This is a genomic window from Pandoraea sp. B-6 (assembly GCF_000282835.1).
GTDB lineage: Bacteria > Pseudomonadota > Gammaproteobacteria > Burkholderiales > Burkholderiaceae > Pandoraea > Pandoraea cepalis.
The window spans coordinates 26,595-48,747 of sequence record NZ_KB290565.1; the positions used below are offsets into that span (position 1 = coordinate 26,595).

17 protein-coding genes, 1 pseudogene and 1 riboswitch are annotated in these 22,153 nt (G+C 63.7%); of the genes and pseudogenes, 8 read left to right on the forward strand and 10 right to left on the reverse strand.

Annotated features, from left to right (window positions below; all coding sequences use genetic code 11):
• A partial coding sequence (locus A985_RS28795) for a UvrD-helicase domain-containing protein (protein WP_198288745.1) occupies positions 1–583 on the reverse strand: 583 nt, incomplete at its 3' end.
• A 166-nt stretch (positions 584–749) separates the two neighbouring features.
• Here A985_RS28795 and A985_RS26760 point away from each other — a divergent pair.
• On the forward strand, positions 750–1,700 hold the full coding sequence (locus tag A985_RS26760) for a DUF72 domain-containing protein (RefSeq protein ID WP_017235723.1): 951 nt from the start codon (positions 750–752) through the stop codon (positions 1,698–1,700).
• On the opposite strand, the gene A985_RS0122970 is transcribed toward A985_RS26760, so the two are convergent.
• A complete protein-coding gene (locus A985_RS0122970) occupies positions 1,697–3,034 on the reverse strand; it encodes a voltage-gated chloride channel family protein (protein WP_039830765.1) in 1,338 nt (445 codons plus the stop codon). The genes A985_RS26760 and A985_RS0122970 overlap by 4 nt on opposite strands.
• A gap of 106 nt (positions 3,035–3,140) precedes the next feature.
• Positions 3,141–3,219: riboswitch (Fluoride riboswitch) on the reverse strand.
• A 137-nt stretch (positions 3,220–3,356) separates the two neighbouring features.
• On the opposite strand from A985_RS0122970, the gene A985_RS27265 reads away from it, so the two are divergent.
• Positions 3,357–4,523, forward strand: a complete 1,167-nt coding sequence (locus A985_RS27265) for a hypothetical protein (RefSeq protein ID WP_017235725.1) — start codon at positions 3,357–3,359, stop codon at positions 4,521–4,523.
• Between the two features lie 50 nt (positions 4,524–4,573).
• On the opposite strand, the pseudogene A985_RS0122980 reads toward A985_RS27265, so the two are convergent.
• The 3 genes and pseudogenes from A985_RS0122980 to A985_RS0122990 all read right to left on the reverse strand — a co-directional run.
• Positions 4,574–5,731: pseudogene (locus A985_RS0122980) on the reverse strand (cysteine desulfurase family protein); the annotation flags it as partial.
• Positions 5,732–5,846: 115 nt separating this feature from the next.
• Complete coding sequence (locus tag A985_RS0122985; RefSeq protein WP_017235727.1) at positions 5,847–7,289, reverse strand: sensor histidine kinase; 1,443 nt, start codon at positions 7,287–7,289, stop codon at positions 5,847–5,849.
• Between the two features lie 24 nt (positions 7,290–7,313).
• Positions 7,314–8,003, reverse strand: a complete 690-nt coding sequence (locus A985_RS0122990; protein ID WP_017235728.1) for a response regulator — start codon at positions 8,001–8,003, stop codon at positions 7,314–7,316.
• A 170-nt stretch (positions 8,004–8,173) separates the two neighbouring features.
• On the opposite strand from A985_RS0122990, the gene A985_RS0122995 reads away from it, so the two are divergent.
• The 4 genes from A985_RS0122995 (at position 8,174) to A985_RS0123010 (ending at position 13,422) form a co-directional block, all read left to right on the forward strand.
• On the forward strand, positions 8,174–9,250 hold the full coding sequence (locus A985_RS0122995; RefSeq protein ID WP_369751624.1) for an ABC transporter substrate-binding protein: 1,077 nt from the start codon (positions 8,174–8,176) through the stop codon (positions 9,248–9,250).
• 169 nt (positions 9,251–9,419) lie between these two features.
• On the forward strand, positions 9,420–11,183 hold the full coding sequence (locus A985_RS0123000) for an iron ABC transporter permease (protein WP_017235730.1): 1,764 nt from the start codon (positions 9,420–9,422) through the stop codon (positions 11,181–11,183).
• Positions 11,176–12,246 (forward strand): ABC transporter ATP-binding protein, encoded by a 1,071-nt coding sequence (locus tag A985_RS0123005; RefSeq protein WP_017235731.1) that lies wholly within the window; start codon positions 11,176–11,178, stop codon positions 12,244–12,246. Before A985_RS0123000 ends, A985_RS0123005 begins: the two co-directional genes overlap by 8 nt.
• Before the next feature lie 99 nt (positions 12,247–12,345).
• A complete protein-coding gene (locus tag A985_RS0123010) occupies positions 12,346–13,422 on the forward strand; it encodes a porin (RefSeq protein WP_017235732.1) in 1,077 nt (358 codons plus the stop codon).
• An 89-nt stretch (positions 13,423–13,511) separates the two neighbouring features.
• On the opposite strand, the gene A985_RS0123015 is transcribed toward A985_RS0123010, so the two are convergent.
• The 3 genes from A985_RS0123015 to A985_RS0123030 all read right to left on the reverse strand — a co-directional run bounded on the left by A985_RS0123015 (position 13,512) and on the right by A985_RS0123030 (position 18,195).
• Positions 13,512–14,609, reverse strand: a complete 1,098-nt coding sequence (locus A985_RS0123015; protein ID WP_026132320.1) for a saccharopine dehydrogenase family protein — start codon at positions 14,607–14,609, stop codon at positions 13,512–13,514.
• A 312-nt stretch (positions 14,610–14,921) separates the two neighbouring features.
• The gene (locus A985_RS0123025; protein WP_017235735.1) at positions 14,922–16,040 is read right to left on the reverse strand and encodes a nickel/cobalt efflux protein RcnA; all 1,119 of its coding nucleotides are present in this window, start codon (positions 16,038–16,040) and stop codon (positions 14,922–14,924) included.
• Positions 16,041–16,164: 124 nt separating this feature from the next.
• Positions 16,165–18,195 carry an aconitase family protein gene (locus A985_RS0123030; RefSeq protein ID WP_017235736.1) on the reverse strand — a complete coding sequence of 677 codons (2,031 nt, stop codon included), beginning with the start codon at positions 18,193–18,195 and terminating at the stop codon, positions 16,165–16,167.
• A gap of 310 nt (positions 18,196–18,505) precedes the next feature.
• On the opposite strand from A985_RS0123030, the gene A985_RS0123035 reads away from it, so the two are divergent.
• Complete coding sequence (locus A985_RS0123035) at positions 18,506–19,492, forward strand: SLAC1 anion channel family protein (RefSeq protein WP_083902414.1); 987 nt, start codon at positions 18,506–18,508, stop codon at positions 19,490–19,492.
• Between the two features lie 81 nt (positions 19,493–19,573).
• Positions 19,574–19,900: a multidrug efflux SMR transporter gene (locus A985_RS0123040; RefSeq protein WP_017235738.1), complete on the forward strand. Its 327-nt coding sequence runs from the start codon at positions 19,574–19,576 to the stop codon at positions 19,898–19,900.
• Between the two features lie 79 nt (positions 19,901–19,979).
• Here A985_RS0123040 and A985_RS0123045 read toward each other — a convergent pair whose 3' ends face one another.
• Entirely contained in the window at positions 19,980–20,939 is a 960-nt protein-coding gene (locus A985_RS0123045) for a GlxA family transcriptional regulator (RefSeq protein WP_026132322.1), read from the reverse strand.
• Positions 20,940–21,152: 213 nt separating this feature from the next.
• The coding region (gene glmS, locus A985_RS29610; RefSeq protein WP_232424720.1) for a glutamine--fructose-6-phosphate transaminase (isomerizing) at positions 21,153–22,153 on the reverse strand (1,001 nt) is incomplete at its 5' end.

Below are 22,153 nucleotides of genomic sequence, written 5' to 3' on the forward strand. Positions count from 1 at the left end.
CCTCCCATTGCGCGCACCACGGGAAGTGCTTCGCGAGCACTTCCGCAAGCGGTGCCTGACTGTTCACCACGCGCGAATAGATCGAGAGGCATGTGCCCTTGAGCGGGAAGCGCGACTGCGTCGCGGAAAAGCCGAGGTCGTGGCGCGCAAGGCCCAGCAAATCCTCGGCATCGCTGCGGTCGTGGATGGTGAACGCTTCCGACAGGCCGATGCGCGTTGCCACATCGCGCAGAATGCGAGCGCCAATGGCGTGAAATGTGCCGGCCCACGGTAGCGACGGCGGTTGCGACGACGCCAGCCCCAGCACCTTTTGCAGCACCGCGCCCACGCGTCGCTCCATTTCGCCGGCGGCGCGACGCGAGAAAGTGAGCAACAAGATACGGTTGGGGTCGGCCCCGCGAACGATGAGGTTGGCGACGCGATGCGCAAGCGTGCTGGTCTTGCCCGAGCCCGCGCCGGCGATGACGAGCAATGGCCCGCCGGGCGCGCCATCGTCACCGACACCATAGTCGACGGCTTCGCGCTGGCGGTCGTTGAGTTCGGCCCACGGATCGCGGGCGGGGGCGGTCGGCTGTTCGGACATGCGAGATCTGGGAGCGCCACGAAAAGACGGGCCGTGGCCCGCAAGTACGCTCATCGAGTACTGTATATTTATACATTATAACGATGGCTTCGACGCCCATCGAGTCCCTTCGGAAATTGAGACGAATTCCGGCTGTCGCCCGTCTGACGGCCCACTCACCTACCTCATGACGATTCGTACCGGCACATCGTCCTGGACCGATCCGACGCTCATTGCGTGCGGACGCTTCTACCCGCCGGGCGTCGATACGCCCGAGGCGCGGCTGCGCCATTACGCGTCGCAGTTCGATCTGGTCGAGGTCGACAGCAGCTACTACCGGCTACCCGACGCCGCCATGGCATGGCGCTGGACGCAACGCACGCCCCCGTCGTTTCGCTTTCACATCAAGGCATTTCGGGCGTTCACCGGCCATACGACGCCGCGCGCGGCACTGCCGCGCGATATCGCGCAGGCGCTGGGTGCGGGGGACGACGCAAACGCAGGGCCAGAGGGCCCGCTTGCGTCGCTTGGATCGCTCGCGCCGCACGACCTCCCCGCGGAACTTCGCGACGAACTCTGGCGACGCTATCTCGAAGCCATCGAGCCGTTGCGTCAGTGCGGGCAACTGGCGGCCATTCACTTCCAGTTCTCCCCGCGGGTGCAGAACGACCGCGCCGGGCGGGCCCTGGTCTTCGAGACCGCGCGACGGCTCGATGGCGAACGGCACGCCGTGGAATTTCGTCACCGTAGCTGGTTCGACACGCCCTCGCGCGAAGCCGCCACGCTGGCCATGCTGCGCGAGACGGGGGCGGCGCACACCATCGTCGACAGCCCCGACGGATTCGACAACACGGTGCCTGCGGTCTGGGCGACGACGCGCGACGACCTGTGCGTCGTCCGTCTTCATGGCCGCAACGCCGCCGCCTGGAACCGACGAGGCATCGCCGCCTCCTCGGGACGCTTCGTCTACGAGTACAGCGCGAGCGAGTTGATCGACATCTCGGCGCGCGTCCAGCGACTGGCCGCGAACGTCGACGACACGCACGTCCTCTTCAATACGAACCACGAAGATCAGGGGATGAAGAACGCGTCGGCGTTCGCGCGCACGCTCACGACGCTTGCGCACGGCATCGTTTAGGGGCGGTGCGCGTCGTCGGTTGGCCGGGCGCCAGCCTTGAGCGTCTTGCGCCATGCGGGCAGGTCGCCGAGTCGCGCGCCTTCCGGTACGGCTCCGTGCTTGCCAGACCCGACGCGTTGCGCGCGATAGATGCCTGTATGCCCCGAACACAGGTACGCCAGCACGCACGCAATCGCGGCATAGCCCCCGATCTGCGGGCCGAAAATCTCGATGGCCATCAACGTCGAGGCGATGGGCGTGTTGGCCGCACCCGCGAACACGGCGACAAAACCGACGCCTGCGAGCACCGCCGCCGGCAACGTCAACACATGCGATAAGGCGTTGCCCAGCGTCGCGCCGATATAGAACAGCGGCGTGACTTCGCCGCCCTTGAAGCCCGAGCCGAGCGTGACGACGGTGAAGACCGCCTTGCCAAGAAAGTCGTACCACGGCAACGACGTATGAAACGCATCGACGATGGTCGGGATGCCCAACCCGAGGTACTGCGGCGTGCCCAGCACTGTGGCCGCCACTGCGACTACCAGCCCGCCGGCGAATGGACGCAGCGGAGCGTAGGCGATACGCCGCTTCATGAAGGCCGACGTGGCGTGCGTCGCCTGGGCGAACGCCATCCCCGCGAGTCCGCACAACACCCCAGCGGCGGCGGCACTGAGCGCCCCGGTGATCGACATCGACGCGGCGAACGCGCCAGGCGCAATCGTGTACACGGTGTGATGCACGCCCCAGGCGCGCGTAACCGCGTCGCCCACGAGCGCCGCGACGAGGCACGGCAACAGGGCGTCGTAGCGCAGGCGTCCGATGGCGAGCACCTCCAGGCCGAACACGGCGCCAGCGAGCGGCGTGCCGAAAACCGAGGCGAAGCCTGCGGCGATGCCCGACATCAGCAGCAGACGACGCTGCTCACCGGACAGACGGAAGACATGCGTGAGCTGATCGGCCAGTGCGCCGCCCATCTGCACGGCCGTGCCCTCGCGCCCGGCGGACCCACCGACCAGATGCGTGACAACCGTGCCGAACAGCACCAGCGGCGCCATGCGCAACGGCACGACACGCCGCGGATCGTGAATCTCGTCGATCAGCAGATTGTTGCCGGCTTCGACGCTCGCGCCGAGCCGCAGATAGAGCCAGCCCACCGCGAAGCCGGCGATGGGCAGCAGCCCGAGCAGCCACGGGTGAGCCAGACGCGTCTCGGTCGCGAGATCCAGCGCGACAAGAAACAGGGCCGATGCACTTCCGGCCATGATGCCGACGAGCGCCGCGAGCGAACTGGCGCGTGCCGCGCGCGGCAGCACGCCGAACAAGTCGCGCAAGGGGGAGTCTTGAAACATCTTCATGATGTCCAACAGGGGGGACGAGCGACGCCGTCGACAAATTGCCTGAACACTACCGAGAATGAGAGAAACGCTCGCGCGCATAGCCCGCAACCTCCCGGCACGCCAGGATCTTGCAGGCATCATCAGCCCCGGGGAGGGGCGGTTTGCGCAACGAACGCCGGAGGTATGCCATCTCCGTGAAGCAGCCGACATGCTATCAGGAAGCACGAGCCCTCACAATGCGTGACATTCGCTGCGCCGAAATGCCGAACCGGATCGGCGCATTGACGTTTCGCCGCCGCTCGCATCGCTAGAATCGGTGTCCGGTTCACGGAGAGCGGGTATGGCAGCGGACAGCGAATACATCGAACGCGTCAGGGGGTACGACTGGGACGACGTCACCGGGTTGTGGCGCGACATCCAGCGCTGCGCCACGCCTGGATGGGACGCGGGCAAGGCGCTGGAATATCTCGTACTGAAGGGGTTCGAGCTGGGCGGCGCGACGGTGAGGTGGCCGTATACGGTCAAGTTCGTCGATGAGAAGATCCTCGAGCAGATCGACGGCGTGATCTACGCCGCGGGCATCGCGGCCATGGTCGAATGCAAGGACTATTCGGCCCCCTCCAGTCGAACCAAACGGCGCATCGGCGCCGACCCGATTGCAACGCTCCAGGCGAAGCTGACGCGCCGTCCCGCCGCGCTGATCGGGTGCCTGTTCGCCAGCGGCGAATGCACCGAAGCGGCGGAACAACGGGTCAATTTCACCAAACCGGCGACCATCCTTTGCTGGACCGGCGACGATATCGATCGCTGTGTCCATCGACGAAACTTCACGCAGACCCTGCAGCGCAAATTCCGAATCTGCGTCGAGGAAGGCAAGCACCTCACGAAATGTTCGACCCAAGGAGACAGTCAGATGGAAATGCGGAACATCATTTGTCCCTCACAGGACAGCGTGAACTTTCTGAACGCGTGGCTGCCCCCCGAAATTTCCGCGTCGTCGCACTTCTTTTTCCCGTCGCCGCTCAGTGATGCGCCGGCAACCGCCAGGAACGTCCTCGCTACACACCCCCTTCAGGCGCTGCTCATCCGCGACGCCCACACGACGAATCCCGTGCTGATCAGCGATCTGGAGGTGTATGCGGAGGAAAGGTTGATGTTGTCGGCACCGAAGCAGCAGTTCGAAATCGAGGTCGTCTCACCGACACTGTTGGTGATGCTGTTCGAAACGCCGGAAATCTTCACCGCAGTCTTTGGCGAGCGAGCGACCGATTTCCTGCACTTGATGGGCAGCTACGATCCCGAGCGGGCGATCGGCGAAGCCGGCGCCACGGTGGCGAACATCATCGCCCATCTCGACGACACCACCCGTGCTTTGCTGCGCGCGACGCCGACGGCGCGTCGGATCCTTTCGCGCATCGCCAAACTCGACGCCAAGCCTTACCTGCGCGATGACGACTGGGACGCTGCCTGGTATCGCGACCGGCCGCAGCCGACACGGTCGTATTGAATCGCCGACGGGTTCGGCCGCGCCAACGCGTGTTCGATACCCCGCCCTCAGGCCGCCAACGCCCGGCACTGACCGACGACACGCTCGAAGCACGCTGTCACGAAATCGACCGACGCTTCGGTCGTAAAGCGCCCGAGGCTCACACGCACCGTGCGGCTCGCGGCGTCGTTGTCGAGACCAATAGCACTCAGCACGTGAGACGGCTGCCCCGACGCCGAGTTGCAGGCCGACGTCGACGACACGGCCAGCTTGCCGTTGAGCATGAACGTAGCAAAACCCGGATGTCGCACCGTCAAGCTCAACGTATGAGGGATACGCTGCGCCGTCGCGGCGTTGTGCACAATGTCACCGAGTCCCAGCACACCATCGAGCAGGCGGCGACTCAGTTGCGCGATGCGCGCGTTGTCGGTCGTCATGGCCTGCATGGCGAGTTCGCATGCGGTGCCCATGCCGACGATCTGATGCGTCGCCAGCGTGCCGGAGCGCAGGCCTCGCTCGTGACCGCCGCCATGCATCTGCGGGGCGATGCGCGTCATGACATCCTGGCGCACGTATAGGGCACCGATGCCCTTGGGGCCGTAGACCTTGTGCGCCGACATCGACATCAGGTCGATGCCCATCGTCTTGACGTCGATGGGGGTCTTGCCAAGCGCCTGCGCCGCATCGACATGCAGCAACGCCCCAGCCGCATGCACCACCTTCGCGACGGCCGCCACGTCGGTCAGCGTGCCGAGTTCGTTATTGACGAGCATGACCGACACCAGTCCGGTGTCGGGCCGCAGTGCCGCCGCCACGGCATCGGCGGTGATCTCGCCGGTGGCCGACGGCGTCAGATACGTGACGGATGCGCCGCGCGATGCCAGACACGCCATCGTGTCGAGAATCGCCTTGTGTTCGAGCGCGCTCGTCACGAAATGTGCGCGCGACTGCCCGCGTTCCGCATAGCCTTTGAGTGCGAGATTGTTCGATTCGGTCGCGCCGGACGTCCACACGATCTCGGCCGCCTCGGCACCAATGAGTGCCGCCACCTGGGCCCGCGAGCGCTCCACCAGACGGCGCGCACTCACGCCCGCCGCATGCGAACTGGAGGCTGGGTTACCGAAGACACCGTCCACGCCGAGACAATCGGCCATTGCGGCAATTACGGCGGCATCCGCCGGCGTCGTGGCCGCGTAATCGAAGTAATGGAGCGGTTCTCTCTCGCGCATGATCGGCCTCGGATAAAAAGTGCATCGATCGTACGCGCCACAAACGAGAAAAGGCTTGCGAAATCCCCCGTTGACCGGACGTTTCAGGCAAATCTCTTCCCAAAATATGACGAAATCAGGAATTTCCTTCCAGGCGTGAGTGAGCGCCGTCACTGGCTGGGAATCGCACCGTCACCTCGAGTCCGCCACCGGGCGCATCGCCGAGCGACACATCGGCACGATGCATTCGAACGATTTCCCTGACGATGGCAAGTCCCAGCCCGGAACCATCCGCCGTCTGGACCGCTTGCGGGGCCGACCCATCGTGCTCGCGGCGATAGAAACGCTCGAACACCGCCTCACGCTCGCACTCGGGAATGCCGGGGCCGTTGTCGATGACTTGCAGCACCGGCACATCGCCATCACACCAGGTGCGCACCGTAATGACAGCACCGTCGCCGGCATAACGAATGGCGTTATCGATGAGATTGCCGCACAACTCGGACAGCAACTCGCGCTGCGCCACCACGGGCACCGGCCCGTCATGCTCAAAACCCAGATCGATCCCGCGCGAGCGCGCCACCGGCGACCAGTCGAGGGCCACGCTGCGCGCCAAATCGTCCAGCCGTAGCGACACCATCGCCACCGGCGGGCCGCCTTCCGCCTCCAGACGCGACAGCGACAGCAGTTGCCGAACGCTCTTCGCGGCCTGCTTCACCGCATGGTTGAGTCGCTCCACACGCTCACGCGCCCCGGCACTGAGCGATTCCCTGAGCGTGAGTTCGGACTCTGCCTGAATGATGGCGAGCGGGGTTTTCAACTGGTGCGCCGCGTCGGCGAAGAACCGTTGCCGCGAGGCCTGCATGCGGCCCACGCGGCCCACATACTGATTGATGGATTCGACGAGCGGCTTGACCTCGGTCGGCAGATCGACATTGTCGAGCGGCGTCGTGTCGTCTTCATCGCGCGCCGCCACCTTGGCGGACAGCCGATTCAGCGGCCGCAGCCCACGCGTCACGCCCAGCCAGACGATGGCAAGCGCCAACACAACGAGCAGCACCTCCTGCTGCAGCGCGCCCGTAAGAATCTGACGCGCCAGTTCGTGGCGAGACTCCGTCGTCTCACCCACGACGATCCACACAACACGCGTCTGCGCGTTCGGCACGTCATGCACGGGCAGTTGCAGTGCCCCCATGCGCAGCGTCTCGCCGCGATACGTGGCGTCGTAGAACACGGCGTGATATGGCCCGGGCACGAGTCGTCCGGGAGGCATCGGCAGATCGTGATAGCCCGTCACCGCGCGGCCGCCCGCTTCACGAATCACGTAATAAATCTTGCCGCCGCGATCCGATTCGAACATCTCCAGCGCGAGATACGGCAGATTGACCTGCACTTCTCCGTCGATCAGTTGTGTGCCCTCGCGAATCGACTTGATCGAAAACTCCAGCGACCGGTCGAACGCCGAATTGGCCGCGCTCATCGCGCGCTGATAGGTCAGCCAGGTATCGAGCGCGAGCAACCCAAGCAGCGGGAATAATAGCCAGAGCGCCAGTTGACGGCGAAGGTTAGGTTGCGACATGGAGGGCGACGTCAGACGTGCGGATCATGCGGCAGGCGGTGCCGCGTCCGACTTCACTTCGAGCAGATAGCCCAGTCCGCGCAGCGTGACGATCGCCACGCCGCTGCCTTCGAGCTTCTTTCTCAAGCGGTAGACGTAGATTTCGATGGCGTCTGGATTCACGGATTCATCGATGCCGAAGAGCTTCTCCGAGAGCGCTTCCTTGTTGATCGCACGTCCGCCACGCACGATCAGCACTTCGAGCACGGCCCGCTCGCGCTTGGTGAGCGCCAGCAGTTCGCCGCCGAGACGGAAGCTGCGCTCAACGCCATCGAATACCAGCGGCCCGCACGCCACATCGGCGCTTTCGTGATGCTGGGCACGACGGATCAGCGCACGAGCGCGTGCTTCCAGCTCATCGAGTTCGAACGGTTTTGAAAGATAATCGTCGGCCCCAAGGTTGAGGCCCTTCACGCGATCTTCGAGCGAGCCATGCGCCGTAAGAATCAGCACGGGCACGCGGTTACGGCGCGCGCGCAGTCGTCGCAGAATTTCCAGGCCGTCCAGACGCGGCAGCCCCAGATCGAGAATCACGAGCGAATACTCCTGCGTGCGCAACACGTGGTCGGCAGCCTCGCCGTCGTGCATGCAATCGACGGCGAAGTGCGCCTGCGTCAACGCCTCGGAGAGCGATTTGGCCAGACTCGGATTGTCTTCGACAAGCAGGATGCGCATGAGACCTAGGGAAATCCATGACCCAAAAAAGGGGGCTTGGGCCCGCTTCGATACGAAATCGAAAGCGAATTGAAAGTTTCGGCAAATTACCATGCGCCACACGAAAACGACAAACCCATTCAAGGGGTCTTCCGGAGGATGACATGAAGCAACAGCAATCGCTTGGCGCGATGGTCGCGACCGCAGCGCTCTTCGCAGCCGCTATGCCCGCAGCCCATGCGCAGGTGCCCGCCGGCTATCCGGCGAACTATCAGGCCACGGTCGACGCGGCCAGGAAGGAAGGCAAGCTCATCGTGTACTCGGTGACGGATACGGCGCTCGTGCGTCCGCTCATCAAGGACTTCGAGTCGCTGTACGGTGTGAAGGTCGAATACAACGACATGAACAGCACCGAGCTGTACAACCGCTACATCAGCGAGAGCGCGGCCGACAGTACCAGCGCCGACGTGCTCTGGAGTTCCGCGATGGACCTTCAGGTCAAGCTCGTGAACGACGGCATGACGGCGAGCTACGAATCGCCCGAATCCACTCACATTCCACAATGGGCGCAGTATCAGAAGCAGGCCTACGGCACAACGTACGAGCCGCTCGCCATCGTCTACAACAAGCGTTTGTTGCCGGCGAACGAGGTACCGCAGACGCGCATGGAACTGATCAAGCTGCTGCACGCGAACCCGGCCAAGTTCAAGGGCAAGGTCACCACCTACGATATCGAAAAGTCGGGCGTGGGCTTCAACTACCTGACGCAGGACGCCCGCGTGAACCCGGAGGTGACATGGGAACTCGTGGCCGCTTTCGGCGCGCTCAACCCGAAGCTGCAATCGAGCACCGGCGCGATGATGGAGCGCATCTCGTCGGGCGAGAACCTGATCGGCTACAACATCCTCGGCTCCTACGCGTTTGCCAAGGCGAAGAAGGACCCGTCCATCGGCTACGTTTATCCGCGCGACTACACGCAGGTGGTGAGCCGTCTCGTCATGATTTCGAAGAAGGCCAGGCATTCGAACGCGGCCAGGCTCTGGGTCGACTATCTGCTCTCGAAGCGTGGCCAGACCCTGCTCGCCAATCAGGCCAACCTGTTCTCGATTCGAGCGGACGTCGACGGCGAGACGTCGATGGCGAACCTCACGCAACAACTCGGCTCGGCGCTCAAGCCGATCCCGATCGGTGCGGGCCTGCTGGTCTACCTCGATCAGTCCAAGCGTCTTGAATTCCTCAAGCGCTGGCAGCAGTCCATCAAGCGCTGAGCGGCATGCGTGTCGCACGCGCTTCATGGCTGACGTGACACGACGGGTCGCCCCCGCCCCGCGATCATCGCGTCACCGGCAACACCCTTAAGTCCGGCGGCCGCATCGGCGGCCTGCCTCTCCCCAAGCCTTTCTCGATATGCGCCCCGCGGGGTGCAGGGAGACCCTCATGCTGTCATCTTCTACCGCTGACCGCTCTGCGGTGCCCGCCGGTCGTCCCCCTGCCGGGGCGACACCTCACGGCACTACACCCTGGCGTGCACTCGCGGCCACGTCGCGCTGGCTGGTCATCGCCGTGCTCACCGTTGCCGTGATGCTGCCGCTGTCGTTCATCGTCGTGCAGAGCCTGCTCTCGGCCCCGTTCTTCGATGCCAACCGCACGTTCGGTATCGACGGCTATCGCTTCGTCTTTGCCGACCCCGACTTCTGGTCGGCGGTGAAGAACTCGTTCATCATCGCGTTCGGGATGCTGTTCATTTCGATCCCGCTCGGCGGCATTCTCGCCTTCCTCATGGTGCGCACCGATTTGCCGGGGCGTCGCTGGCTCGAACCGCTGCTGCTCACGCCGGTGTTCGTCTCGCCGATGGTGCTCGCCTTCGGCTACGTCGTGGCCGCCGGCCCCGTCGGCTTCTACGCCGTGTGGTTCCGCGAACTCACCGGTCTCGACGCGCCCTGGTCGATCTACTCGATCTTCGCGATCACCGTGATCGTCGGCCTCACGCATGTGCCGCACGTCTACCTCTATTCGTCGGCCGCACTCCGCAATCTCGGCTCCGACGTGGAAGAGGCGGCCCGCGTGGCAGGTGCACGCCCGTTCCGGGGGGCGCTCGACGTCAGCCTGCCGATGACCCTGCCCGCCCTGCTCTTCGCTGGCGTGCTCGTGTTCTTCCTCGGCTTCGAGGTCTTCGGTCTGCCGCTCGTCCTGGGCGATCCTGAAGGTCACCTCGTGCTGGCGACATACCTGTACAAGCTCACCAACAAGCTCGGTGTGCCGTCATATCACCTGATGGCGGCGGTGGCGATGTGCATCGTCGCGATCACCTTTCCGCTCGTGCTGCTGCAACGTCGCCTGCTCAAGCGCGCGAACAAGTACGTGACCGTCAAGGGCAAGGCGGGGCGTCAGACCGCGCTGCCGCTGGGCGTGTGGCGTTGGGTCGCGCTGGCGATCGTCGGTGCCTGGCTGCTGGTGACGGTCTTCGTGCCGATCTCGGGCATCGTGCTGCGCTCGTTCGTCACGCATTGGGGTGAAGGCGTGGTCCTGAGCGACGTGCTCACGCTCGCAAACTTCACCGAGCTCTTCGAGCAAGACAATCTCGTGCGCGCCATTCTCAACACGCTGGGCATCGGCGTGATCGGCGGCGCCATCGCGGTGGGCTTCTACTCGCTCGTGGCATTCGCCGGCCACCGGCGCAACGACTGGGCCACGAAGCTGCTCGACTATCTCGTGCTGCTGCCTCGCGCCGTGCCTGGCCTGCTCGCCGGTCTGGCCTTCCTGTGGATCTTTCTGTTCGTGCCCGGACTGCGCGAACTCAAGAATTCGATGTGGAGCATCTGGGTAGCCTATACGGTCGTGTGGCTCGCGTACGGCATGCGCCTCATCCAGAGCGCGCTGCTCCAGGTCGGCCCGGAGCTGGAAGAGGCCGGACGAAGTGTCGGCGCCACGCGCAGCCGCGTGAGCCTCGACGTCACCCTGCCGCTCGTGCGCTTCGGTCTGCTCGCCGCGTGGCTGCTCATCTTCATGATCTTCGAGCGCGAGTATTCGACCGCCGTCTATTTGCTCTCGCCTGGCACGGAAGTCATCGGCTCGCTGCTCGTGTCGCTGTGGGCGACCGGCGCGGTCGATCAGGTCGCCGCGCTCTCTGTCATCAACATTGCGATGGTCGGCGCCGGACTGGGCGTGGCGTTGCGCTTCGGAGTCAAATTGCATGGATAAGCTCATCGTTGACAACCTCTTTCTGAGCTACGGCGCCAACCCGATCCTCAAGGGCGTGTCGTTCGAACTCAAAGCGGGTGAAGTCGTGTGTCTGCTCGGCGCGTCGGGTAGCGGCAAGACCACGTTGCTGCGCGCGGTGGCGGGGCTCGAACAGCCGTCGCAAGGCCGCATCGCGCTCGACGATCAGGTCTTCTTCGACGGCGCACAGGGCATCGACTGCCCTGTCGAGCAACGCTCGCTCGGCCTGGTGTTCCAGTCGTACGCGCTGTGGCCGCATCGCACCGTCGCGGACAACGTTGGCTATGGTCTGAAGCTGCGTAAGGTCGGTGCGGCGGAGCGGCGCGAGCGCGTGCAGAACGCACTCGACCAGCTTGGCCTCGGTCATCTGGCGGCGCGCTTTCCGTTCCAGCTCTCGGGCGGACAGCAGCAGCGCGTGGCCATTGCGCGTGCGCTGGTCTACAACCCGCCCGTCATTCTGCTCGACGAACCGCTCTCGAACCTCGACGCCAAGTTGCGCGAAGAAGCGCGCGCGTGGCTGCGCGAGCTGATCGTCTCGCTCGGCTTGTCGGCGCTGTGCGTTACGCACGATCAGACAGAGGCCATGGCGATGTCGGATCGGATCCTGCTGCTGCGCAACGGACGCATCGAGCAGGAAGGCTCGCCTGCCGAACTCTACGGCGCGCCGCGCTCGCTGTACACGGCCGAATTCATGGGCAGCAACAACCGGATCGATGCGACGGTGAGCGCCGTCGACGGCGATCTCGTCACGCTCGCGGGCGATGGCTTCGCCCTGCAAGCCCGGGCGCGCGACACGCTCGCACCGGGACAGGACGCGCAGGCTGTCATTCGCCTGGAGCGCGTGCAGGTGGCCGACGGCCCGGGCCAAAACCGCATGAGCGCACAGCTCGTCACGTCGATGTATCTCGGCGACCGCTGGGAGTACCTGTTCCATTGCGGATCGCTGCGCTTCCGGGCGTTCGGCCAGATGGCACGCGAGCCAGGCCATCACTGGGTGGAATTTCCGGCGAACGATTGTTGGGCCTTCGCGCAGGCGCAAGCCTGACACGGGCGCGCCGCCGCGTCAGCGCGCCCCCTGCTTTTCACGCGACGCGCGGGCGCTCTCCCGCGCAACACCACGAGAAACAGAAGAGAGGAGACACCCATGAAAATAAGCAGTATCGGTCTGGCCGCATTGAGCGCTGTCGGCATGCTCAATGCCGGCCTGACGCACGCGGCATCGAACGTGACGATCTACGGGATCATGGACGCCGGGGTGGAATATGTGAATCACGCCAGCGACGCCGGTGGCGCGGCACGCGCCGTTTCCGGCGGCAAGAATACGTCGCGCTTCGGTTTCAAGGGCAGCGAAGACCTTGGCGGCGACCTCAAGGCCATCTTCCAGCTCGAGAGCGGCATCAGCATCGTCAACGGCCAGTTCGACGACGGCCCCGGCGCGATCTTCGATCGTCGTGCGGTGGTTGGGCTCAAGCACAAACAATGGGGCCAGGTCACGCTCGGTCGTACATTCACGACGACGTACGACTACATGCTTCAGTTCGATCCGATGGGCTACGCGCCGAACTACTCGTGGGCGACCAGCGCCACGGCCACCGGCGCACGCAAGGATGGACTGTTCTCACGCTCGGCCAACGCCGTGCGTTACGACGGTGAGTTCAACGGGTTCAAGCTCGGCGCGTTGTATGGCTTCGGCAATGTGGCAGGCAGTACGAAGACCTCATCGAAGTACGACTTCGCTGTCGGCTACGAGAACGGCCCGCTTGCGCTCGTCGCCACGTACGACCGGCAGAACGGCGCGGGCAGCAGCGTCGCGCCGGCCGACACGACCGACTACATCCAGGGAATTCATGCCGGGGCGAGCTATCGCTTTGGCCATGCGAAAGTGATGGCGGGCTACCGGAACTACAAGAAGACGTTTGTGACGGCGGGCACTGCGTCGCTGCGCAGCGACATGTACTGGCTGGGCGGGTCCTATGACTTCACGCCGGCATTCACGTTGTACGGCGCGATCTATCATCAGAACATCAAGGACGCGAGCGACGCAGATCCGACGCTGATCTCGCTGCGCGCGCAGTACGCGATGTCCAAGCGCACGGCGCTGTACCTGTCTGGCGGTTACGCGTTCGCCAAACATGGTCAGAACGTGAGCCTGTCGCGTGACCTGACCGGTGCGGCCGACACGCAGGTCGGCGTCACGGCCGGCATCCAGCATCGCTTCTGACGCTTTTCCTCGACGACGGCCCGGCGCCAGTGGTGGGTAAGCCGCTTGCCGGGTCGTCGTGCTTTTTTTGAGGCGATCCCTCTCTGGCGTCAGGAGAGGGATTCGATATGCGTCGAGTGTGCGTAGACCTGGCCGAACCGGTTCGCCAGGAAATTTGCCAGGGCAATCTGTTCCTGACGCACGAAACCGCGCTGAGGCAACTGCCCGCCGAAGAACATATCGACCGCCGCGCAGATGGCCGACGCCGTCGTGATCTGGATCGCGCTGGCGCTGTGGCCGTTGTTGCGCTCGGCGAAGATTTTCCGCGCGAAGACTTCCTGCGTCAGCACGCCGCGGCGAAGGCCGCTCACGACCACGAAGATCAGCACCACGTCCTGCAGGGTGCTGGGCACCGCACGCTTGAGGATCGTCTTGATCGTTTCCTGATCGTCCTTGAGGCGCAGTTCGTTGAGCAGTACCTTCATCAACGCGCCGTGGCCCGGATAGCGCACGGACTTGTAATCGAGATCGCGCACGCGTCCGCTGAGCGTCTCGCATAGCGTGCCCAATCCGCCCGACGTGTTGAACGCTTCGTACTCCACGCCATCCAGCGAAAAGTGCTCCAGATCCTCCAGCGGCTGAACGCTCAGTCTGACCCCGTCGCGAATCGCTTCGCACGGCTGGCAGTACTCGTTGATGAGCCCGTCGACGCTCCACGTCAGGTTGTACTTGAGCGAGTTGGTAGGAAATGCCGGTAACGCCCCGACACGCATCTTCACGGAGTCGACCTGTTCGAAGGTGGCCGCGAGATGATGGGCCGCGATGGCGATGAATCCGGGGGCCAGGCCGCATTGCGGCATCAGCACGGTCGACGCGCCCTCGGCCAATTGCTGGATCGCGTGCGTCGCGGCCACGTCCTCGGTCAGATCGAAGTAGTGGCACCCTGCTGCGACGGCGGCCGTAGCGGCGCTCGTGGCCATGGTGTAGGGCAGCGCATTGACGACGGCATCATGGCCCGAGATGGCCCGTTGCAGCGAGCCGGTATCGCATCCCGTCAGTTCGACGAACGTGTGGGCATGGTTGCGCACCACGGCAGCCGCCTGCGCGTTGCGGTCGAAAACCGTGACCCGGTAGTCGCCGCTATCGTGCAACAAGCGCGCAATGGTCTGGCCGATGTGTCCCGCGCCAAGCAAGGCGATCTTCTTCATGGTCTTCCCCTCGAATGGAAACGTCGAACGGCAGGGCTGGCCAGCATCGCGCCGAATCGACGGCTTCGACGTTTGTGCAAGCACCGCCACATCCATTCTAGGGAGAGTGCCGGATGAAATGTAGCGTCATTTCGTCGAAATTCATGATTTAACTGCCGAAATGACGAACATCATGACGAACTACGATGCTGTGGGCCGCGGCCATAAGAAACGTCGACCGGCTCGGCATTCGCGCAATGTGCTGCTCGGAGGAATGGGGAAGAAGGGGATTCGGGCGGGCACGGTGTCCGCCGATCGCCGATACACGGTGTGTCAGTGAGTCGCTGTCGCCAAGCCGAGATACCCCTGGTAGCCCACATACAAGCCGACCATTACGATCAGGGCGCTGGAGAAATAGGGCGCCTTGCGTGCGAACTCGCCGAAGCCGCTCCACCGTCTGGACACGTGTTTGACGCTAAGCGCGGCGAGCGTGCCGGAGGCCACCATGGTGAGCGCCAGTCCAATGCTGAAGCACAGCACCAGTCCCGCCCCCAGGGCGAACTTTTTGAGTTGAAGGCAAAGCAGCAGCACCGTAATCGACGCCGGGCATGGCACCAGTCCGCCCGTCAGACCGAACATCACGATCTGCCCGGTCGTGACGTCCCGATTCGCGAAGCGGCGTTTGATATCGTCGGCGTGCGCCCGCTCGTGGGCGTCCTGGTAGTCATCCGAAGCCACGTCCAGGCCGCCATGCGAATGATCGTGCTCCGTGAACTCGACATCGTAGCCATGACGATGGAAGCCATGCTCCAGCAGCAGGCGCGCCGTGAACGCGTGAGGCTCCGGAATCTCTTCGACAGATTCGAGATACCCGTCACGCGGCACAAACGTGAACGTCTGCTTGGCACCTCCCGGACGCTCGGTCTCGAGTCGTACGTTCTCCGCCGCCCAATCCTGGCCGTGATGTCCTTGGCGGGATAAACGAAAGCGCGGAGGCACGCCCTCCTCGAAGATCGCCAGACGGACCAGACCGTGCCCCGTATCGATGACGCGCGTCTCATCATGTTCGTGGTCGTGGCTGTGGTCATGACCGTGGTGGTGGTCGTGGTGATGTTGGTCGCGCCAGGTGCGCCAGACCATCCAGCAGGCGACGGCGACGATCAGCACCGCCGAGGCGATCTGAAAGTACGGCTCGGTCGCTTGCGCGTCCCAATTCCGGCCGAGATACAAGCCGCCTAACGCCACGCCCCAAACGACCGCCGTGTGCGACACCGTCGCGGACAGGCCGAGCAACACCGCTTGTCCAATCGTGCCGCGAATCGCCACGATGAACGCGGCCATCATCGTCTTGGAATGTCCAGGCTCCAGTCCGTGGAGCGCCCCGAGCAAGATTGCGCTGGGGATGAAAAGCCACGCGTTACCCTGCTGAAGTAGGTTGGCGAAGTCGGCCATGTCGGAGAAGGTGCATAGTGTGGGTGCGCCAATATACTCCACCCCAGTATATTGGCGCCACTTATTTCTACACGTTTCTCGCGTCGCTCCCCCCCCTCAAGCCTTCGCAAGGGGCGGGGATTGCTCAGGCACACGGGGACGACGGGAGCGCTCTCGGCGACGTCGATGGGGACTGCGCGTCCGGCAAGCGATCACCGAACCGTCGCTGCAATTCCTCAAACGACACCAACTCACCGGCGATGGCGCTCGCGGCGACCGTCGGCGGACTGGCCAGCCAAACCTTGCCGGGTCCGGAGCGCCCTGGGAAGTTCCGATTGATGGCACTGATCGTCACCTGCTCGGCGTGCGTCGACGCCCCCGGGCCACAGTTCGCACACGCGCCGCATGCGGGCTGCAACAATTCCGCCCCCACCTGCTCGAACGCTTTCAGGTAGCCACGATGCTCGCAGTAGTCCCGAACGGCAACGGTCCCGAACTGCAGATACAACTTCACATGCGAGGGCACCTTCAGTCCGCGCTCCGCCGCCCATGACAGGACCGCATGGTAATAGTCGAAGTCTTCACGCTTGCCGGCGGTGCAGGATCCCCCATAGGCAATATCGAAGCGAATCGGCCCTTCGGTGACATCGGTGATCGGCACGCCGTTTCCGGGATCGCCCGGCCGCGCCACCATCGGGACGACCGCGCGGCAATCGATGCGAATGACGTCCGCATAGACCGCGCCCTCATCACTGTGCATCCAGTCTTCGATGACGAACGTCACGCCTCGGCGTTCGCGCAGGAATCGAACCGTTTCCTCGTCTGGCGCAACGATGCCTGTGAATCCGCCCAGTTCGGCGGTCATGTTCGTCAACGTAGCACGCTCGTCCGTCGACAACTGCTTGATCGCCTCTCCCGTGAACTCGAAGATCCTGCCCACGCCCGCGCCTGCCTTGATGCGGGGCGCCGCGAGCAGTTCGAGCACGATGTCCTTTGCCGTCACGCCCGCGGGAATCCGACCCACGAGATCGATGTGCAGCGACTCGGGCACCGTCAAGCGCACCGCACCGGTGACCATGCTGTTGGCCATGTCAGTCGTTCCCACGCCGAACGCCACGCACCCCACCGCACCGCTATGCGGTGTGTGGGAGTCCGTGCCGACCACGACCTGACCCGGCAATGCGTAGCGCTCGGCCATAACGGCATGCGAGATACCTTCGGACCCTTTCCCATGGCCCACGTCGGCGTCGCCGAGGTAGCCATGATGGCGAATGCCGTACTCGCGGACGAAGTCGCGATGCGCGCTGGACAAGTGGTACACGCCGGTCATCAACCCGTTCTGGCTGTGCACCGGGCTACGATTCGAATACGAGAGGTGATCTTCGAAGGCGATGATCGACTGCGGCTCGTGGAGCACGGTCGGTCGTCCGAATGCCGCATGCAGCATGTGCGTGCACATGCCCGTGTAGTACTCATGGATAAAGCGCCAGTCCGCCTTCACGAAGCCGCCGGCGCCCGGTGGCAGACCGCCATCGACATCGTCGGTCACGACGCGATGACGTAACAGGATCTTCTCCGCGAGGGTCTGCGGCCGGGGCGACGTATTCGCCATGGCGTAAGGACGAACGTCGCGCATGCGCGACTGACCGTACTTGAGCAGGCCACCGTGCCTCAGAATCGCGGCAGCGAGTGTGTCACGCGGCGCCACCAGCTCCTCGATGTCGATCGCCTCACCCCGCTGGATTCGGTCGATGAGTCCGAAGTCCGTCGACGTGAACAAGCCGACGTTGTCGGCGTTCTGTCGATAGATGCGCTCGAAGCTCTCCGCGATGACCAGGACGATGCCCGCACGACGTTCCGCGACCGGACTGTGCTCGCGCGATGAGCCTTTCCCGTAGCGTTTGCCAGCGACTGTCACGCTGAACCCGCCGTGCTTCACGCTGTCCGTGCCGATCGGTGTCCGCTCGCCGGCCTTCAGGCCAACGTAGGGATAGCGTCCCAGACGGTCGTCGTAATACGTCAGCACCGGAATCGGCGTGATCTCGTCGGTCGACACATCGTTGCGCAGCGACCCCGCCTGTGCAAGATTCAATGCACGCCCTTGAAGCTGGGCATCGATCGCGTCGGGGTCTTCGCCGAGGAAGAGAATGCGGCCTGGAATGTGAAGTTCGGTCATGCAGCGCTCCTGGTCCCGGCAATGTACCGAACGCTCACGCGATCCTGAAGTGCCGATTCATGCAGGTCGCCATCCCGATTTGCGAAGGCCCCGGCTTGCGCGCGCGACGCGCCTCTGACACATAGCTGGCGCGCCTTTCCCCGCAGGTGGCAATGTTTGCCACAACGTTGGCAGGAATTGCCGCATTACGTCACTTTCGGTCTTGCGCACCGCATCCCATAATTTCCTCACGGCGCGAGCGACGCTTCGCTCCAGCGAGCCGGGTTGCCATTGCGGCGCCGGCGCACGACCGAACGTCAGTGAGGAAATCATGAGTCATGCCACCACCACTACGCAATATGTTCAGCCGCGTAGTTCGGTAAAGCACCTTCCCGTCAATTTGTTTGCGTCAGTCATGGGTATTTCCGGACTGTCGCTTGCGTGGCGTGGCGCCCATCAGCTCTTCGGCGCCGATGTGGAGATCGCGGAGGGGATTGGCCTCATCGCCATCCTCACGTTCCTGGTCCTGGCAATCGGTTACGCCGTCAAGTGGGCGCGGTATCCCGCGGTCGTCAAAGCGGAATTCAATCATCCCGTCGCGGGCAACTTCTTCGGCACCATCACGATTGCTGTGCTGCTGCTCTCGTCCGTCGTCGGCTTCTACAGCGCAGTGCTCGGCGAAGTCGTCTGGACCCTCGGATCCATTCTGACGATCGGTCTGGCCTTCGTTATCGCGGGTCGGCTGTTCCGCGGCCAGGAGGATCCGGCCCACGCGGCGCCGGCCTGGTTGATTCCCGGCGTTGCCACACTCGATATCGCCGTGGCCGGGGGCACGATGCCGATGGCGTGGGCGCACGAGCTCAACATGTTCGCGATTGCCATCGGCACGATGATGGCGCTCGTGTTCTTCACGATGATCTTCTCGCGCGTGGTGCATCATGAACCGCTGCCGGCCGGCATGGTGCCGTCGCTGATCATCATGATTGCACCGTTCGAGGTGGGCTTCCTGGCGTACGTGAACGTCACCCACCATGTGGACATGTTTGCCGGCCTGCTCTTTTACTTCGGCCTGTTCCTGTTCATCTCGCTCTCGTTCAAGGTCTTCCGCCGGTCGATTCCCTTCGCTGCCTCGTGGTGGGCCATCAGCTTCCCGATCGCCGCGCTGTCCAATGCGGCCATCAAGTACGCGGCCTACTCGGATACCTGGGTGCTCAAGGGGCTGGCCGGCCTTATTCTGGCCTTCCTGAGCGCTGCCATTCTCGTGCTCTTCCTGCGCACGTTGCACCGCTTGTTCACGCATCGACTTCTGGTCGGCTGAAATTGCCGGCTCTGCTATGGCGCCCTCTGCCCGGAGGGCGTTTTCATTATTATCGCCCCTACGCTACATCGGTAATTCGCTATGTCTTGGATCGTGCTCAGTGTCGCTGGACTTCTGGAAATTGCTTTCGCCTTCGGGATGAAATGGTCGGCGGGGTTCAGCCGGCTCTGGCCAAGCGTTTATGCCGCCATCACAGGACTTGGCAGCATCTGGTTGTTGAACACGTCGCTCAGATCGCTTCCGGTCGGCACGGCCTATGCAGTTTGGACAGGGATTGGCGCAGCCGGCACGGCCGTCATCGGCATGATCTTCCTCGGCGAATCGGCGTCGGTGGCGCGCGTGGTATGCATCGCACTCATTCTGTCCGGCGTCGTCGGCTTGCGCATTACGGCCGGCGCGATTGCTTAGCGTCGCGCCAAGCGATATCGGTAGGCCGTGCCGACTGGCACGGCACCAAGAGGCGGGGCGGCGCGTCAGTCGTGTGCCGCTAAGCGGCCATGCGAAAGCGTCGCCGATAGTCCACCGGGGAGACACTGAGCTTGCGCAGGAAAGCGCGCCGCAGTCCATTAGGATCGGCAAAACCCGTCAGACTCGCTACTTTCTTCAAGGGGTGTTGGGTTTCCTCGAGCAGTCTGCGTGCCGCATCGATGCGGGCGTCCTCGACGAACGATGCGGGGGTCGTGCCACATTCCTGTTTGAAGATGCGCGCGAAATTTCGCGCACTCATTCCGGCACGCTCCGCAAGCGCTTCGACCGATAGCGACTGCGACAGATTCTGAAGCACCCATTCCTGCACATCCCGGATGGCGCTCTTCTCCGACGCCTGTGCGGTCAGATACGCGCTGAACTGCGACTGCCCACCGGGGCGCTTGAGAAACATGACGAACTGACGCGCGACTTTCATGGCGACCGCTCGCCCCAGGTCTTCTTCCACGAGCGCCAATGCGAGGTCCAGGCCCGCCGTTACGCCCGCCGACGTATAGATGCCGTTGTCCCTGACGAAGATTTGGTCCGGCTGAACATCCACCTTCGGATAAAGGCGGCTCAGGCGTGCCGTGTAGTTCCAGTGTGTGGTTGCCTTACGACCGTCGAGCAAGCCTGCGCGCGCAAGCAAGAGAGCACCCGAACATACCGATCCGATACGACGCGCCGTCTTTGCGTAACGCAATATCCATTGACGGATCGCTGCATCGTCCTCCAGCAGTTGCATCGATGGACTGCCGGCAATCAACAACGTATCGATATCCACGCTGCTCGTGTCCAGCGTCGTATCGGGGGTGATCGTCATTCCGTTCGACGCCAGCAAAACGCCCGACGTCGTGGAGACAATTTCAAACTGATAGGTCGAAGGCGCGCCGGCCTGCCGCGCCGCTTCGTGAAAGACTTCCACCGGCCCGACAAGGTCGAGCATCTGCACGTTTGGAAAGGTGAGCACTGCAACTTTCATGGCCGCGACCTGTAGTCCCGATGACATTACAGTGTAGTTGCCGTGAACCGCGCTTGCCAGTCGATGGCCGAGAATTTACGTATTCTGGCCGAGATGAATCCATCGCGCCGCGCTATGGGCGGATTGATGCCAGGACTACCTGGCCCGGAACGACGCTCCCTCCGCATGGAGGAAGCGTGTCAGGACCGGGCGACTGTACGCCAGCCCCCAGCCTCACTCCACCGTCACCGACTTGGCCAGATTCCGCGGCTTGTCGACATCGGTGCCGCGCGCGCAGGCGGTGTGATACGCGAGCAATTGCAGCGGCACGACGTGCAGAATCGGCGACAGCTGGCCGTAGTGCTCCGGCATGCGAATCACGTGGATGCCGTCGGCGTTCGCGATCTGCGTGTCCGCGTCGGCAAAAACATACAACTGGCCGCCACGCGCACGCACTTCCTGCATGTTCGACTTCAGCTTCTCGACCAGCGCATCGCGCGGCGCGACCGTTACCACCGGCATCTCTTCCGTCACCAGCGCCAGCGGACCATGTTTGAGTTCGCCCGCCGGATACGCCTCGGCGTGAATGTACGAGATTTCCTTGAGCTTGAGCGCGCCTTCCAACGCGATCGGGTAATGCAGCCCGCGCCCGAGGAACAGCGCATTCTCGCGACGCGCAAAGTCCTCCGCCCACGCGATGATCTGCGGCTCCAACGCCAGCACGCTATGTAGCGCCGCCGGCAAGTGTCGCAACTGCGTCAGATAGTCCGCTTCCTGAGCCGCCGTCAACCGCCCGCGCAGCTTCGCGATCGTCAGCGTCAGCAGGAACAGTGCCGTCAACTGCGTGGTGAACGCCTTCGTCGACGCCACGCCGATCTCGGTCCCCGCGCGCGTCAGGTAGTGCAGCGCCGTCTGACGCACCATCGCACTCGTGCCCACATTGCAGATCGCCAGCGTGTTCGTCATGCCCAGCGACTGCGCATGTTGCAGCGCCGCCATCGTGTCGGCCGTCTCGCCCGACTGCGAAATCGTCACCACCAGCGTCTTCGGATTCGGCACGCTGTCGCGATAGCGATACTCGCTCGCCACTTCCACTTGCGTCGGAATCTGCGCCAGCGATTCGAGCCAGTACTTGGCCGTCAGGCCCGAGTAATAGCTCGTGCCACACGCCAGAATCAGGATCGAGTCGACACTGCTCAGCACCGCTTCGGCCTTCTCGCCGAAGAGCGTCGGCG